This window comes from Paenibacillus sp. 1001270B_150601_E10 (genome assembly GCF_015558675.1).
GTDB lineage: Bacteria > Bacillota > Bacilli > Paenibacillales > Paenibacillaceae > Paenibacillus_B.
The window spans coordinates 161,975-178,746 of the sequence record NZ_JADMOL010000002.1 but is presented as its reverse complement, the minus strand read 5'-3'; the positions used below and the strand labels follow the sequence as shown (position 1 = coordinate 178,746).

Genomic DNA, 16,772 nt, shown 5'->3' with positions numbered 1-16,772 from the left:
AATGAATTGCAAATTAATTCCACTATTCTATCAATTCTACTGCTACCGCATCGGGTCTGCCTAAGCAATAAACCCCATGCGCATAGACTGAGTCATGTTGTCCAAAGAGGACGATCTGCTCAGCCAGATCCTAGTTTACCACTAACAAACAACGTGTGGAAAGGATGTCTATCATAACTCTTCTTCGTCTTTTTCCAAATTCCTTCAATTTCTAATTATTTTGACCACTGGATGATATAAATTTCTTTATGATGCCGCTTAAAAACTTTTATTCGTCTCGCAATGGAACGGACAGCTGCATGCTATTTCATTTCCTACAGCATACAATTCTATTAAAAAGGACAAAAAGCCCAAGCAGGAATGAATCACAAGGATTACTTTACTTCCTGCTTGAGCTTTTGAGTTCCTATCTTTACAATGTACAAATTATTGGCGTTCAACTGTTACATAGCTGCCATAGCCCGAATCCGGCTCAAATTGTACTTTTGCACCTAGCAGCTCAGAAACAGAACGAAGCGGTACATATACCGTGCCATCTTTGCTAATGACCAGCTTGCCGCTGATCTTCTTCTGAACGCCATCTACAAGGGCGATATTACTGCCCAGCTTAAGCACAATCTTGCTGCCAGTAATGTCATCCATCATCGTAACTTGCTTCTGCTTGCTGTCCCATTTTACAACCGCATCCAGCTCTTCTGCAACATAGCGAAGCGGTACCATTGTTACTCCTTTTTCCACATAAGGAAGCGGAGAATCGTTCAGCCACTCATCGTATTCACCTTGAGACATTGGAAGATAGATGAATTTGTATGTGATGCCCATTTGTTTGAGCAGGTCCTTTGCAAGTGAGCCCTCCTCGAAGAATCTCAGCCATTCACCTGGCGTCAATTCTTCTTCCATCACATTTACCGCATTTTCAACGTTGATAGGTTCAACCTTCACCGTATTATTATGATTTTTCAGCTCCGATGTCGTTTGAATCAGAATGCTGTTTACTGGCATATCGTCTGTAGATGGAAGCTGAATATTCAATTCCATATTCGTCTTATGAATATTTTTGGCGGAATCGCTATACATATCGAGCTTCAGCTTCGTCTTATCGCTTAGCACCTGTGCAAGCTCTGGAGATTCCTTAATCGCCTGCTCCCAGCCTGTCGTAAGCTCTTTTAGCATCTGGTCCGCATTTTCTTTCAACCATTTGTAGGCAAAGGTAGCAAAGAGTTCGCCATCCTTGTAGATGTTAGCGCCGCCAATCTCCTCTTCCTCCAGCATCGTGGTAAGGAGCGGTCCGTAAAGCTTGCCAATCTCTTCAAGGAAAGCCTTCGTTCCTTCTTCATCGGCAATTGCAGCCTTCACGAAGCCTTGGATCCAGCCAAGAGTCTCGTCTGCTCCAAACTCTAGATGAATCCGATCCAAGAACTTGGACTCACCGAACACAGATTCCATTCCAGATGTTACGGTTGCCACTTTCGGATTAGGAGCATTCTTTGAGAACCATTGGATGAAGGCCTTTTGGAAAGCTTCCATTTGCTCTAGATCAGGCGTAAGTTCAGCCATGCTAGGATCCACTTCCGCTGTTGGAATAACGATCGCTTCCTTCGCGCCCTCTACATCAAGTGCTACCTGCTTAGGATCTACGGAGATGTGAAACGGAAGCTTCTTGTTCCCAATCTTCAGTTCGCCTCTAGCGGACATCTTCTCATTGGATTCTTTCTTTGTATGTATATCGATTTGCAGACCGTTCAAGAGGTTGATGAATTGTTCATCCTCTGGATCAAGCTTTGCATCTTTTTTCACATCAAGCTTTACGGTTACGGTTTCTTTCGATTCTACTGACTTCACATTCAAGGATTGATTGACGACTTGAGCAATATCCACTCCGCCAACCGACTGACATCCTGCAAGGACAATCAGCATCATAGCAAGCATCGCTGCCAGCCCTGTACGAATACGCATCATGAGTACACCACCCTATTATATGATTATCATAACCTCTTCATTATGCAGGCGTAGGAAGGTTCTGTAAAGAGAGGAAAAAGGACTATTGTAGGACATTACTTTGAACATAAATGCCTGATCCCGCTTGGAGAACCAAACGAAATCAGGCGATTTCAAGAATAAGAGAATAGAAGGATGGTTTATAAATAAAAGAATAAGTCTTCTCCTATCAATCTGAGCTCTGTTGAACCAAAGGAATGTCCATTGCTTTCAACCTCTTTAGCCTCTATTACTGATTACGGTAATGAGACACCGTTCGACCTGTCACCAGCTTCCATGTCTCCTTATGCTCTGCGGTCTGCAAAGGCTCAAGCTTATCAAGCGGAGCCAGCGTCTCAAGCTCCATCATGTGCTCATTCGTATAGCATTCAAAGGAACAGCCTCCATCCGGATATACGGCACCCTCAATATGCTCGAAGCGAAGCTCAAAAGTCACATCAGGATAGATGCAGGCTACCAATCCCGGCTCGTGATTGATGCCGATCTTAAAAGCAGACGCCGCATCTCGGGACTGCTTCACGACAATCGCATCGTCGCCCCACTCCACTCGCTCATCATTCATCTTCGTATACGGCCAAAGGATCAGATTCCGATTTGGAAGAAGGCCTGTATCACGGCTTACTTGAGGAATAACCGCTGTGCCGCCAGGCGCCATCACATTCAACGACCAAGGCGCTGTTTCAATCGTCCATGCCCCTACGTTTGTGACGCGATGAATAAGCTCGACTTCATCCTCTACAAAGCGGACTTCAATCTCTTTTTGGAGATGGGTCCAAGGCTCAGGCTGAGACGTGAGGATCACCCCATGATCCGTCTCTTTCCATGAAATAGGCTGATCATCCGGAGCATAGGTGCGAGGGAATGCCTCAGGACTCGTCCAGAGACGGTGACCCCCTCTTAGCTTCCAGCCGTCAGAGCCCATCTTGTGGAAGGCGTCCCCTTCCTGCTTGATCGCTTCCTCAACATCATGGAAAAACACATTGCAGCCTTCTCGCAGGCTAAAATGAATAATCCGAATCCCGTAATCGAGCGGGAACATCAGCGTATACTTCTCATTTTCAAGGCTCAAGCAATTGCCGTATTGTTCATGTACGACCGTTTGTACGGATACAGACACCGTTGCCATCTTCTCGTCTCTCCTCTTATTGAAGTTAATGGTATGGTTCATTGGAGGTTTACAAGCTATCAAGCCCAAGATGAGCTGCAAAGCGGTAGAAAGCCTGGCGCCCTGCGTCATCCTGCTTATATACACCTGCCTGACCTAGTATTTCGACAAACAACCGTCCCATATCCTGCTTGATCGCCGTTTCTGCTTCTAGCTCAGTCATAGCTGTGCCAAAGCGTGTCAGCAATTCATCGATCCACGCACGATGTACATGCAAAGGATCTTCCTCGGTCATTGTGTTCCTCATCGACTCCCATTGAACTGAGCCCGTCAATAGCGGAACGATAGCCGCAACGGACGCCTGCAGCCTAGCCGGTAGAATTGCAAGGCCCATGACTTCAATCAGCCCAATATTTTCTTTCTTCAAATGATGCATTTCCCGATGCGGATGGTAGATACCTTCTGGATGCTCCTCGCTCGTCACATTGTTGCGAAGGACAATATCCGCTTCATATTCGCTGCCTCTTCTTCTTACAATTGGCGTCACCGTGTTATGCGGAACTTTCTCCCCATCATTATCCGTAAAGGCATGAATATGAACAGCCGGATCACTGTACTGCTGCCAGCACTCGTAAATCACATGCACCGCCTCCGCAAGCTGCTTGTGATCGCTTCCTGTCAGGCGCAGCACACTCATAGGCCAGCGAACAATGCTCACTCGAATATCCGGGTAGGCTTGCCAACAGAACTCGCGCTCTACACGAGCATTCTCAATCGCGAAGGTATGCCGTCCCGCTTGAAAGTGATCATGGCTTAGAATCGAGCCGCCCACGATCGGCAGATCAGCATTAGAGCCGATAAAGTAGTGCGGGAACTGTTCTGTGAACGCTAACAAGCGCTCAAAGGTACGCTTCGTCAGCTTCATCGGAACATGTTCATGATGAAGCACGATGCTGTGCTCGTTATAGTACACATATGGAGAATATTGAAAATACCAGCTTTCTCCCTCAAGCTCAATTGGAATTTGGCGAAGATTCTGGCGGGCAGGATGATTCACATGTCCTTCATACCCTACATTGTCTGCGCATAGCAGGCACTTCGGATAATGAGAGGTGGCTGCCTTCTTCGCCTCTAATATCTCCTTAGGGCTCTTCTCCGGCTTCGACATGTTGATCGTCATTTCAATAGAGCCATATTCGCTTTCATAGCGCCAATAGCTGTTCTTGCGAACACGGTCCATTCGTATATAATTACTGTCAATGCACAGGTTATAAAACTGTGTTGTGGCCTGCTCGATTCCCACAGCGCTAACTGTATGCTTGAATGCTGCAATCGTTTCGGAAGGGCGCGGCAGGAGCAGCCCTGTAATCCGAGCATCCAATAGATCCCGCTCCGTTACGGTATTGTGCTTGGTCAGCCCGATCACATGACCGTAATCCAGCAGGGTTCTGAGAATAGACTGAAGCTCTTCTTCGTCCCCTAGTGATTCTTGTCTTGAATACTCCGTCTGATATTGAGGATGCGGCTCCTGCAAATGGTACAAGTCTAACAGGGCATTGCGCACATAAGGGCAGTCTGACGGCTCCATCAGCCGCTTGTTTACCCCATATTGAAGCAGTTCTTCAATACTCCGCTGTACCTGCTCAGTAAGCGACATCCCTGCATCCTGATCGTCTTCATGAACCATATCCTTATTTCCTCTATCCTGCATCGCAGCATTCCATTGATTGCTCATGGCCTATCCCTCCTCATCGATTCTTCACTGACATTTCACTCTAACGAGGCTATTGTCAGTCCGAGTATCCGTTCGGACGCGAGGAATGCCAGCGCCATGCGCTCTCGACGATTTGAGCCAGCTGATCACGCTTCGGCAGCCAGCCGAGCACCTGCTTCGCTTTGTCAGCCGATGCAATAAGTACGGCAGGATCCCCTGCACGGCGTTCCTTCATAACCGTTGAAATCGGCTTGCCTACAACCGACTCTGCAGTCTTGATCACCTCAAGCACCGAGAAGCCTGTTCCATTGCCTAGGTTGAATACATCGCTTGTTCCGCCTTGCCGCAAGTATTGCAAGGCCAGCACATGCGCGTCTGCCAGATCACTGACATGAATATAATCCCGAATGCATGTGCCATCAGATGTTGGATAATCGCTGCCGAATACCGCAATCTCTGCTCGCTTGCCTAATGCCGTCTGCAGAACAAGCGGGACGAGATGGGACTCTGGACGATGATCCTCCCCGATCAAGCCATTTTCATGAGCACCCGCCGCATTGAAGTAGCGCAGAGCCGCATAGTGAATGCCGTAGCTTTGATCAAAACAGCTCATCATTTTCTCCATCGCTAGCTTTGTCTCGCCATAGACGCTCGTTGGATTCGTTCGGTCGCTCTCCAGAATCGGCGTCCGTTCCGGCTCTCCGTAGGTTGCTGCGGTAGAGGAGAAGACGATATGCTTTACTCCATGCTCCTGCATCGCTTCTAGCAGCACCAGCGTACCATGTACATTGTTGTCATAATATTTGCCCGGATTCGTCATGCTCTCTCCGACTAGGGAATAAGCCGCGAAGTGAATAACCGCATCAATGGCGTGCTTCGTAAATACCTCTTGTAAAAAGGCTTTATTCCGAATATCTCCAATCTCGAGCGTCCCGCCTAATACGGCTCCACGGTGTCCCGTTTCCAAGGAGTCGACAATAACAACCTCTTCCCCGCGGGCAATCAGTTCCAGCACCGTATGAGAACCGATGTAGCCTGCTCCGCCAGTCACTAATACAGCCATCTCTTACACCTCCGATGTAGAAGTTTCGATTAAGCATTCCTGTACGCCATCGCCTACTTCACATACATAGAATTCTGGAATAATCCCAGTGCGCGCCTCATAACGCGTTCCAACCGCTTCGATAAATGCCTCGACCGCATCCTCTTGAACAAGAGATACGGTACACCCGCCAAATCCTGCGCCAGTCATTCTGGAACCGATCGTTCCTTGAACATGAAGCGCCTCTTCCACCATGACATCAAGCTCGGTGCAGCTAACCTCATACAGGTCGCGAAGAGACACATGAGACGCATTCATCAATGAGCCAAACTCTGTCAGCTCCCCTTGGCTAAGGGCGATCATGGACTGCTTAACGCGCTCATTTTCATACACAACATGCTCGGCGCGCTGACGGACCGTCTCATCTGTGATGACTTGCTTGGATTGCTCAAAGGCTTCCGGGCTCAGATGAGCCAAATATTCAAGCGTTGGATGCACAATCTGCAGGGCAGCAAGTGCTTCCTCGCATTGCGCTCTACGCTCATTGTACTTCGAATCTACAAGCCCACGGCGCTTCTTCGTATTGCCGATAACGAGCTTATAGCCTTGAATGTGGAATGGAACATGCTCATATTCTAGCGTATCGCAGTTCAAAAGAATCGCATGATCCTTCTTGCCTTGAGATACGGCGAATTGGTCCATAATGCCGCTGTTAACGCCAACAAAACCATTTTCCGCCCGCTGCGACAATACTGCCAGTGCCGTACGGTCGATCTCATACCCTTCCATGGTCATTAACGCGTACCCGGATACAACTTCGAGGGAAGCGGATGATGAGAGTCCCGAACCATTTGGAATATTGCCGGTAATTAAAATATCATATCCGTTCTTCACAGGCTTATGGTCCTTCTTCATTTCCTGCATAACGCCATAAACATAATCCGTCCATACGTTAGCCTTTGCTTCAGGCAGGGCATCGACCGAGGCTTCGCCCACTTCTGGAAACTGCATGCTTGCAAGTCGAACCAAGCGGTCCTGTCTCCGTCTGATCATTAAGGTTGTGCCAATATGAAGCGCTGCCGGCAGAACGAGTCCCCCGTTGTAATCAATATGTTCACCGATGAGGTTTACACGTCCAGGTGCATGGAAAAAACGAACCCCCTCTGAGCTTTTTCCCATTCGTTTCTCAAACTCTTCTTGCCATTGCATGTGATCCATCTGAACACTTCCTCCTTTTTAGCTTTATGCTAAGCGTTTTCTACTTATCTTCATCTTACTGGCTCACGATATCGTTCGTAATAGTCTGATGTGAACTTCATATGGATAAATGTGATATGATAGAACCAACATGATGCTGAATATCTTTTCCAAGTCAGGAGTTGTGCTATGAGCGAGGAATGGAAAGCCATTAAATCGAGCGCTGTATCCTCTCCACTGTCGCCTGATGACGGTGAACGGCCAAGCCCACAGCAGCTAGCTGGACAAGCAGACAAGCATGAATCCTATGAGGTATCTCCTAATCCTGTCATGATTGAACGCGAGGACATCCATGTCCTGTTTGCCGGTGAAGCCCGTACGAAGCCTAACCATCATTTAGGTCCTAAGCTTTATGACTATTATCTGCTTCATCACATCATCGACGGGCGCGGCCTCTTCTCCACAGAAGCGAAAACCTATACATTAGGTCCAGATGATGCCTTTCTTATCGCTCCAAACCAACTGGTCAGCTACCAAGCTGATGCAGCTGAGCCGTGGCTGTATCAATGGGTGGCTTTCAAAGGAAACAAGATCGAGAGCCTTATTCGCAGAGCAGGCTTTACGCTGAACAGTCCTGTCGCGCATCTCGAGAAGGATTCGCTTGTCTCCGAATGGCTCTACCGCATTCGCCATGACTTCAAGCAGCGAACAGCAGCCTGCGATATGTCTGCTGCCGGCTATCTTCATCTTATCATGGCGCGGTACGCTGAGGTTAGAACAGACGAGACCCATGACGCACATCTGCGTCCAGAGCACGAATCGGAGCAGATCGTTAGGCAAATGATCCGCATGATGTCCACCCAGTATGCTCATCCCTTTACGATGGAACAGATGGCGACGAGCCTTGGATACAGCAGAGCTTATCTGTCGCGTTTATTCAAGCAGGTCACTGAGATGTCTCCTGTCACCTTTTTATTGAAGCTTCGCATCGATAAGGGACGACAGCTCCTACGCGAGCGTCCTGATCTCACGATTGAGCAGATCGCCTCGTCCGTAGGCATCCCAGATGCCTTGTATTTCTCAAGGCAATTCCGCCGCTTCTATCAGCAGTCGCCGACCCAATATCGACAGCAGGTATTTGGGACCCATCTCTAATAGGTACTCGTAAATAGATAGGGAGAAAGAGGCCATCTCATTCTTTCTCCTTCCGCTTTTAATTGAGGATCGAAGTCGTGAATCCCATTCCTTACCCCAATACCCGTGCTTCTATTGGATGGCTTTCTTTTGATTTTATACAAAATGAACAGGGTATCTAAAATTTATCCATTGAGGTCCAATCTCTTATTTTATACTATAATTTTAGTTGATAATGATTATCATTATTGTTATAAATATTAGGAGGACCCAATGTTACAGAAATCAAAATCGATTACCGCCTTACTATGCATCATTACTTTACTAGGCTCGCTGCTCACCGCTTGCGGTTCAACCACGGAAGGCACAAAGGCAGCCTCCTCTGAGCCTAGCCAATCAGCTGTTTCGGATAAAGCAGAGGGCAAAACCTCAACCACATCAGCTGATACCAGAACCTATACCGATTATGTGGGTCATAAGGTGGAGATCCCTGCTTCTCCAACGCGAGTCGTCTTTCATGGTGAATCGATTGGTGACCTGCTCGCTCTCGGTATTATGCCAGCAGCTGCTGCTGCAAGTTTCACTGAAGGAACCATCTTTGCAGATCAAGTAAGCGGGCTTCCTGATGTCGGCTTCCCTATTAATCTGGAAAAAGTACTGGAGCTGGAGCCTGATCTGATTCTGATCGGGACTACCGATGAAAAAATATACGAGCAGCTGTCTAAGGTTGCGCCTACGCTTGTCATCGATACATTTGCTCCTCTTGATGAACGTATGCGCATTATCGGTGACCTTTTCGGAAAGAAAGACGAGGCTGAGCAGTGGCTCACGTCCTATCATGCAAAGGAACAAGAGATGTGGGAGCAGCTCAAAAAGTCAGAGATGAAGCCAGGAGAAACCGCAAGTGTTCTGACCTATTACCCTGGCAACCGATTATTCGTGATGGCTGTAACAGGCTTTTCCCAGATTCTCTACAATGAGAATGGCTTCAAGCCTACCCCTCGCATTCAGGAAGTATTAGATGCAGGCAAAGGATTTGAGGAAATCTCAATGGAGCTCTTGCCCGAAGTAGCAGGAGATCGGATCTTTATCCTTACTCCTGTTGACGAAGAGGCAGTCCATTCTACGAATGAGATGATGAATAGCAAGCTGTGGAGCGATCTGCCTGCCGTCAAAAATGGCAAGGTGTATCAGCTTCCTATTCGGAAATCCGAAAGTGACGCGACGTCTAGGGAAAATATATTGGCGGAGCTTCCCGTCATGCTAAGCAAGAAATAAAGCAGACTTCCCGTCCTGCTGCTTCGTCCATAAAGATTGCTTTTCAACCTCGTGTTGAAAGGCTTCTTTATTTTTCACCACTCATTCATTGGGGATTATTCTCATCCATATCAAAGGAGCTGCAGCGTATGCCATTAACCTATAAGCCCTCTCAACCTCTTCGTTCCCTACGGTTTCAATTCGCAGAAATCCTCTATATGAGGCACACCTCGAATTGTACCTTTGAACGAATCGAATGCGAGCTGCACTCCTTATTCGTGTTCAGAGAAGGAACCGGAGGATTGCTGATTGATCAACATCCTTTTATTTATACAACGGGAAAATGCTATATTGTCCCCCCTGGAACCTCTCTGTGCATCACAAGCGATGGTTCCAGCACCGTCAGCTATTATCAGATCACCTTTATGATCGATCATAGGAAATCCAATGCCAGCGTGCCTTATTACGATTCTCTCTTCCCTAATCAATATGAGGTATCCATCTACCCTTGGTCTCGCCTCCTAAGGTCGATTGAGGATATTCACGCGAATCGGAATCATCAGTCGGAGCTGGAATGGTTCAACCAGCAGGTACGGTTCATGCAGCTGATGAGCACCGTGTTCGAGCATAATTTGCGCTTAGGGCAAGAGCTTAGTCCTACCCAGTCTGTGGAGCACACTGTCCAATATATAGATAACAATTACAGTGAACCGATTACGGTAAAGCAGCTGTCTCAGCTTGCAAATGTTCCTGCTTGGCGCTATACGCCCATTTTTCAAGAGCTGACAGGAAAGAAGCCCTTGGACTATGTAACCGATATCCGCATGAAGAAAGCCCAAGAACTGCTGCAGCAATCAGATGATCCCTTGCGTGAAATTGCCTTTCAGGTCGGATTCACCGATGAATATTACTTTAATCGCAGATTCCGACAGATGACGGGGATGACGCCCAAGCAGTACGCCAGACAAATGCGCGGCAAAGTAAAAGTAAAGGATTGGACAGGCCATGAAGTGGACATCCCGATTCACCCTAAGCGTTTGATTTATCACGGGGAGACCTTCGGTGATCTCATTGCGCTTGGCGTTGAAGCAATCGGAATCTCATCTGTCTTTATGAAGGGCTCGATCTACGAAGATTTGCTCCACCATATTGAAGATGTGGGTCATCCCTTTGATCCGGATACAACGAGAAAGCTTGCTCCCGATCTCATCATTGTGGCTAACGATGACGAGAAGCTGTATCAGGATGTGTCCAAGATTGCGCCAACGGTAACGTTCAATTCCTTCGCCCCGCTTGATGAGCGCCTTCAGACGCTCGGGATGCTGCTTGGCAAGCAGCAGGAGGCAAAGCAATGGCTTGAGGCTTTCCATCGAAAGGAGCAGGCCATGTGGGAAGCAATCAACGCACATATAGGGCCAGGTCAAACGGCATCTGTATTTATTTATGATCGTGGAGAACGATTGTTTGTGATGGGGAGCACAGGATTGTCTTCTGCACTCTATTATCCTAGCGGCTTTAGAGCCATAGATGGCATTCAGAAGCTGCTAGATACGAATCAGAGCTACTTGGAGATCGCCGAGGACGAAATCCCTATCTTTGCCGGTGACCGCATCTTCATGCTTATAAGCAGAAATGAAGTGTCTAAACAGGCAGCCATGCGAATGATGAAAAGCGAGTTGTGGCAGCAGCTCCCGGCTGTCCGAAGTGGCAATGTGCATGTGGTCAATGCGATGCACTGGAATTTGAACGATGCGCTTACAAGAGAAAGGCTGCTTCACGAGCTTCCATTGCTTATTGGTCATAAGACTGCCGCTTATAAGCAGAAATAAAAATGACGCACCCCATCCCGATACAGACCTGTAAAGACTGTGCGGAGACGAGGTGCGTCTTGTTCGTTTAGTTCTTGCTTGTGACAAGCCATTCTGCCAGCTCTTCCGTCTGGGCTAATACCGCAAGCGGATCATAATACCAGGAGCGTTCTTCCGGCCATATATACACCTGCCCGTTTTTCACCGCGGGAAGATTCGACCAGATGGCGTCCCGCTTCAAATCGTCCAGTGTAAGCCGATCAGACGTTAAAATGATGTAATCGCCAGCATACTTGTCCAGCAGCTCAAGAGAGATCTCTGCCCACTTCTTTTCCATAATCTCATCTTCTATTTCTGCCGGTGCATTTCTTTCCAGAGACTGATAAATCGGTTGTCCCCCGCGTCCAAAATTGTCCCCATACACCCAGACCTTCTTCCCCCCATCCTCCATGATCGAGAATGAAGCATCTTGAGGAACAGCCGCATCCACTTGGGACTTGGCAATCGCGATGCGTTTATCGTATTCCTCCAGCCAAGCCTTTGCCTCTGCTGCCTTATCGAACAACTCGCCAAAGAAGCTCAACTCTTCATGCACACTTTTCAATTGGCCGTATGGAATGACGATCGTTGGCGCTATTTTGCTTAACATCTCATAGCTCTCTCCACTGCCAGTAATGATAAGATCAGGCGTTAGCGCTAGAATATTCTCTACGGATGGCTTCCCATATACACCCGTATCTGCAACACCAGTCAATGCTTCTTTAAAATAATAGTTGTTAAGGGTCAATCCAGGAGCCCCTACAGGAATAACATCTAACGCAATTAAGCTGCCCAGGTATTCTTCAGCTACGATTCGCTTAGGATGGACTGGAATCTCAATATCGCCGTTAACGGTGGAGATGGTTTTGACTTTAGCCTCAGACTCAGCACTAGAGCTGGATTGGGCTGCTGTATTCATTTCCTTATCGGCTGCAGGCGTTGTATTTATGCTCTGAGCAGCATCTGTAGCTCCGCATGCTGATAATAGGCACATGAATAAGAGCAATAGAGCCGTGCTTATCGCAAGCTTGGACACTTTTTGATGACAGTATTGAATAAACATGATGAATCCTCCCTATGTAATAACGATAATCATTCTCAATAAATGTATTACAAAAAGGAGAATATGCCCATGCCTAAACGTGATATGCTGTCATGCAAATTTGTGATCTGGACACATGGCATGCATCAGCTTACTGAGCTGTGCCTGTGAAGATATCGGATCATAGCCGTAAAACAATTCAGAATCATCTAAAATATAGACCTGCTTCTGAAGCACAGCCTCCATGCTGCGCCATTTCTCTGATTGGAACAGTCGCTCCACGCACGCTCTGCCTTCAAGTTCCGACGGTAGGGACGTAATGAACACATAATCGGCAGCATAATCTGCAATCGAGTAGATAGGAACTTCAACATAACCTTGAGTCAGCATCCCTTCCTTTATGGCCTTGGCAGGCGCTTGAAAGTTTAGATCCTCATAAAGGACCTGGGCTCCTCTTCCAAATCGACTGCTAATTCCATATGCCGCATGATTGCATATTTCCCATACCATTGCGGTTCCTCGCTTGTTCATTGTCTGATTCAGAAGTTGATTGCAGCCTTCAATTTGATGGTCATAATGCCGCAGCCATTGTGCTGCCTGCTCGCGCATCCCTACTACCTCGGCTAAAAGCTCATATTGCTCGCGCCACCCCATATCCATAAATGGGATTTCCAGCACAGGTGCAATGTCCAGAAGCCGAATATTTTCCTTTTCAGAAGCATAGCTAACGATCACATCCGGCAGTGCTGCCGCTATCGATTCGTAATAGGCATTCTTATCAGCTGGAGAGCGCTTCAACTTATGCTTCGTTGAAGGGGTGTGCCGAAGCCTGGCTCGATCAAGCCACGTCGTGTAAACTCCGAGCTCAGGCGTAATGCCTAAGGCAAGCAGGCTCGCGGTATGATTGAGGTTCAGCGCTGCAATACGCTTTTGTTGGTGCTTATAATAGGTTGGCGATACCTGCACAAGCTCCTTGAATTTTCGGCTAAGATAAGTCCCCTCTTTATAGCCTACCTCTTGAGCCAGCGTATTCAGATTAGGCGCTCCAAGCAGCAAGCGGCTCTGTGCCTTTCGGATTCGAAGCAGTGTCAAATGGGCGCTGTATGTTCGTCCAGTATGCTTTTTGAACATGCGTGAAAAGTGCTCTGGACTCACATGTACAATGGCTGAAAGCTGTTCTCTCGTAAGCTCCTCCATATAATGCGATTCCATATAACGTAACGCCTTCTCCAACCAATGCGCAGAAGGCTGCTCATTCGCTGATCGTTCCTTCTGCAGTTCAATCAGCATGTCTGTAAACCATTTCTGTGCTCGAAATGGTTCATCCTCTCGAGGATAGAGCCACGCATGCCTCAATTCTAATGCAAGCCTTTTGAGGGCGGGCGAGCATCTGCTTAAGGGAGCTACTTCCTGCAATGGGGAGGGAATCATGCCGTTATCGCGGAAACAACGATATTCAATCTGGATTCCACGCAAGGGTGTTCTAGAATCGCATATCATCCTGACGCTCTCTTCGGGATAACAGAGCAAAACACTGTTTTTTGCCATATGCTGCTCTTCATTATCCAACAGTAGCGTAGCATCCCCGGCCCAAATGATCAGTATTCGGTAGAATGAGGATTGCTCGTCTACTCCCCCATTTTGGGAAGCTCCATCCAGATCGGTCAGATGAACAGGCACGCAAAAAACAGGAGAGTTCGGATGTCTCTCATCATCTGCCAATACACATACACCTCCATTGACAGCAGCAAGGGAGTATTTCTCTTGAAGCCCTTGGCTTATCAAGCTCCCAACCTATATTCATGCTTAAAGAAGGAATGCATACTCCTTTATGCAAAAGCAAACGGCTGAGGTAAATGTGAACTTCGTCCCTTCTGTCACAAGTTCATCGAGCAAGCTGCCGATATAGAGCTGTGAACTATTGAGGGAGTCAGGAATTTCACTTGCACCTTGCCTGAATTAAGCTTTTGTCTTTGCCAGCAGATATAGAAAGTAGGGTGCTCCAATAACAGCAACCACGATGCCGGTTGGAATCTCGGAAGGCTGAAGAATCCAGCGGCCGATCGTATCTGCGGTCAGCACCAATAGGATACCTACTAAGGCCGTCGTCGGCAGCAGCAGCTGATGCTTTACGCCTACAAGACGTCTAGCGAGATGAGGCCCAATCAGGCCTACGAAGCCGATTCCGCCGCTTACTGCAACGCAAGCGCCTGCGAGAGCTACCGCGATAGCGATGAGACCTAGCCGTTCTCGTTCGACCGCTGCGCCTAGCCCTGCAGCAATCTGATCTCCCAAGTTCAGCACGTTCATCGAACGGGCCTTGTAGTACGCAAGCGGCAGCAGGATCACAATCCATGGCAGCAGCGCAAGCACAAACTTCCAATTGGAGCCCCAAATGCTTCCCGCTAGCCAAGAGGCGACAAACTGATATTTCTCAGGGCTTAATCGCAGCGTCAGCACAATCATCGCGGCGCTTATCCCAGCAGCCACAGCAATTCCTGTCAGCAATAAGCGGGTTGGCGATATCCCTTCATGCCGCTTATAGGCAAGGATATAAATCACCGCGGCTGTGAGCCCTGCTCCAATCAAAGCCAGCAGCGGAAGCAGATAAATAGGCGCTGCCGCAGTGCTTGGGTAAAAGGAAATCAAGAGCATAACCATCAGTCCAGCGCCTGCATTGATGCCTAGAATACCCGGATCGGCAAGTGGATTGCGCGTGATCCCTTGCATAATGCATCCCGATACCGCTAGACCTGCTCCGATAAGGATCGAAATGACGATGCGCGGCAGGCGGAAATCAAAAAGGACGAGGTTCTGCTTGTCCGTTCCTTTGCCCAGCAAAGTGCGGATCAGCTCTTCCGGAGTCAGGCGTATCGGTCCCGTATTCACGCTGATCATAAAGGAAAGGAGGATGAGAATGATTAAAACGAGACAGACCATAAGAGTCTTTCTTGTCTTTTGCTGTTCCATTGATGCCACTGCTGAATGTCTCATTACGAAAGCTCCCTTCTCTCTTTGCGAGCCAGATATAAGAAGAAGGGCACGCCAATTAAAGCGATAATCGCACCAAGCGGCGTCTCATAAGGAGGATTGACCATTCTTGCGGCAAGATCCGCAAATACAACCAGCAGGCTTCCAAGCACAGCCGAGCATGGAATGATATAACGATAATCCACACCCACCAGATACCTGGCTGCGTGGGGGATCATAAGGCCAACAAAGCTGACCGCTCCCACGACAGATACTGCTGCCCCAGCCAAAATAATAACGATAACCGTACCCGCTAATCGCACCAAGCCTGTCCGTTGGCCAAGACCAATGGCGATATCCTCGCCAAGGCTCAGCATCGTAATCGAACGTGACAACACGATCGCACCGAGCAGTGCGACTGCAATCCATGGGAACATCATATCCAGCTGATACCACTTCGTTCCCGCTACCCCGCCTGCATACCAAAACGCTAAATCCTGTCCCACGCGAAAATAGAGTGCAATACCTTCACTAAGCGCCGTCAGCAGCGCACTTAAGGCTGCACCAGCCAGAACAAGTCGAACAGGCGAGGTCTTCCCTTTGCCTAAGGAGCCGATCCCATAGACCAAGCCTGCACCGAGGGCTGCGCCGATAAAGGAATACATAATGAGGTACATAAAGGGCAGGCCGGGGAAAAGCGCGAAGCACAGCGCCAGCATGAATCCAGCGCCTGCGTTCAGTCCGAGCAGTCCCGAATCTGCTAATGGATTCCGCGTCATGCCCTGCATCATGGCGCCAGCAACAGCAAAGCAAGCGCCCACCATCGCTCCGCCAAGCACTCGCGGCAGCCGGATCTCATGGATGACCTGGTGTGCAGTAATACTGCTATCAAAGTGGAAAATGGAATTCCATACCACCGCAAGCTTGATATCCGCTGCGCCAAAGGACACAGAAATGCCGATGCCAAGCCCTAACAACATTAAGCCGCCAACCATAATGATGGTTGCAGCTAAGGGCCGTGATCGAAGCTTAACGGCCGGCTTGGCTTTCTCATTCGTTGCGTGCATGGTAGCACTCATAAGCTGTCACCCTTAATGTATATAGTAAAATAAATGAAAATGATATTGATTATCAATATCATAAAAACTATTGTATGTCGATAAGGGTTCAAATGGCAATAGACAAACTCGACATTTTCTTTGGACATAATCGAAAGCTACGTGATGATCAAGGAATTCTTCATGCTGATAAACATCCAGACACAAAAACACCAGCCCAGAAAAAAGGCTGGTGTTCCTATTCTTATCGCCTGTGAAAGAGGATAGCGGTCGATTCGTACCCTGTCTGTGCTCTAGATCTGTGCTTTAGCTTAGGCGCCGCAGCTCAGCCGCCATCTTCACATACTTGCTCTCAAAGACCTGCTCATACTGCGCATGAAGCGCCGAATTCGGCTCCAGCTTCTCCAC

Annotated in this window: 12 protein-coding genes; 3 read left to right on the top strand and 9 right to left on the bottom strand. The window is 48.2% G+C overall.

Translation table 11 applies throughout. The features are described 5' to 3' along the window. Nucleotides 1–426 precede the first annotated feature (426 nt). From I2H74_RS05785 to I2H74_RS05765, 5 genes are all read right to left on the bottom strand, one after another. Complete coding sequence (locus I2H74_RS05785; RefSeq protein ID WP_195572373.1) at nucleotides 427–1,959, bottom strand: copper amine oxidase N-terminal domain-containing protein; 1,533 nt, start codon at nucleotides 1,957–1,959, stop codon at nucleotides 427–429. 268 nt (nucleotides 1,960–2,227) lie between these two features. Further along, nucleotides 2,228–3,124 carry a hypothetical protein gene (locus tag I2H74_RS05780; RefSeq protein ID WP_195572371.1) on the bottom strand — a complete coding sequence of 299 codons (897 nt, stop codon included), beginning with the start codon at nucleotides 3,122–3,124 and terminating at the stop codon, nucleotides 2,228–2,230. A 49-nt stretch (nucleotides 3,125–3,173) separates the two neighbouring features. Beyond that, complete coding sequence (locus I2H74_RS05775) at nucleotides 3,174–4,814, bottom strand: UDP-glucose--hexose-1-phosphate uridylyltransferase (protein ID WP_420707426.1); 1,641 nt, start codon at nucleotides 4,812–4,814, stop codon at nucleotides 3,174–3,176. A 79-nt stretch (nucleotides 4,815–4,893) separates the two neighbouring features. Continuing rightward, complete coding sequence (gene galE / locus I2H74_RS05770) at nucleotides 4,894–5,880, bottom strand: UDP-glucose 4-epimerase GalE (protein ID WP_195572369.1); 987 nt, start codon at nucleotides 5,878–5,880, stop codon at nucleotides 4,894–4,896. A gap of 3 nt (nucleotides 5,881–5,883) precedes the next feature. After that, on the bottom strand, nucleotides 5,884–7,077 hold the full coding sequence (locus I2H74_RS05765) for a galactokinase (RefSeq protein ID WP_195572367.1): 1,194 nt from the start codon (nucleotides 7,075–7,077) through the stop codon (nucleotides 5,884–5,886). A gap of 168 nt (nucleotides 7,078–7,245) precedes the next feature. Between I2H74_RS05765 and I2H74_RS05760 the strand changes: the two genes are divergently transcribed. From I2H74_RS05760 to I2H74_RS05750, 3 genes are all read left to right on the top strand, one after another. Next, complete coding sequence (locus tag I2H74_RS05760; RefSeq protein WP_195572365.1) at nucleotides 7,246–8,211, top strand: AraC family transcriptional regulator; 966 nt, start codon at nucleotides 7,246–7,248, stop codon at nucleotides 8,209–8,211. Between the two features lie 252 nt (nucleotides 8,212–8,463). After that, nucleotides 8,464–9,468 carry an ABC transporter substrate-binding protein gene (locus tag I2H74_RS05755; protein ID WP_195572363.1) on the top strand — a complete coding sequence of 335 codons (1,005 nt, stop codon included), beginning with the start codon at nucleotides 8,464–8,466 and terminating at the stop codon, nucleotides 9,466–9,468. A gap of 128 nt (nucleotides 9,469–9,596) precedes the next feature. After that, nucleotides 9,597–11,276 carry an AraC family transcriptional regulator gene (locus I2H74_RS05750; protein ID WP_195572361.1) on the top strand — a complete coding sequence of 560 codons (1,680 nt, stop codon included), beginning with the start codon at nucleotides 9,597–9,599 and terminating at the stop codon, nucleotides 11,274–11,276. 67 nt (nucleotides 11,277–11,343) lie between these two features. Here I2H74_RS05750 and I2H74_RS05745 read toward each other — a convergent pair whose 3' ends face one another. The 4 genes from I2H74_RS05745 to I2H74_RS05730 form a co-directional block, all read right to left on the bottom strand. Next, nucleotides 11,344–12,357 carry an ABC transporter substrate-binding protein gene (locus I2H74_RS05745; protein WP_195572359.1) on the bottom strand — a complete coding sequence of 338 codons (1,014 nt, stop codon included), beginning with the start codon at nucleotides 12,355–12,357 and terminating at the stop codon, nucleotides 11,344–11,346. A gap of 90 nt (nucleotides 12,358–12,447) precedes the next feature. After that, a complete protein-coding gene (locus I2H74_RS05740) occupies nucleotides 12,448–14,058 on the bottom strand; it encodes an ABC transporter substrate-binding protein (protein ID WP_195572358.1) in 1,611 nt (536 codons plus the stop codon). A gap of 237 nt (nucleotides 14,059–14,295) precedes the next feature. Continuing rightward, the gene (locus I2H74_RS05735) at nucleotides 14,296–15,306 is read right to left on the bottom strand and encodes a FecCD family ABC transporter permease (RefSeq protein WP_420707425.1); all 1,011 of its coding nucleotides are present in this window, start codon (nucleotides 15,304–15,306) and stop codon (nucleotides 14,296–14,298) included. 23 nt (nucleotides 15,307–15,329) lie between these two features. Continuing rightward, nucleotides 15,330–16,385 carry a FecCD family ABC transporter permease gene (locus tag I2H74_RS05730; protein ID WP_195572356.1) on the bottom strand — a complete coding sequence of 352 codons (1,056 nt, stop codon included), beginning with the start codon at nucleotides 16,383–16,385 and terminating at the stop codon, nucleotides 15,330–15,332. Nucleotides 16,386–16,772 lie beyond the last annotated feature (387 nt).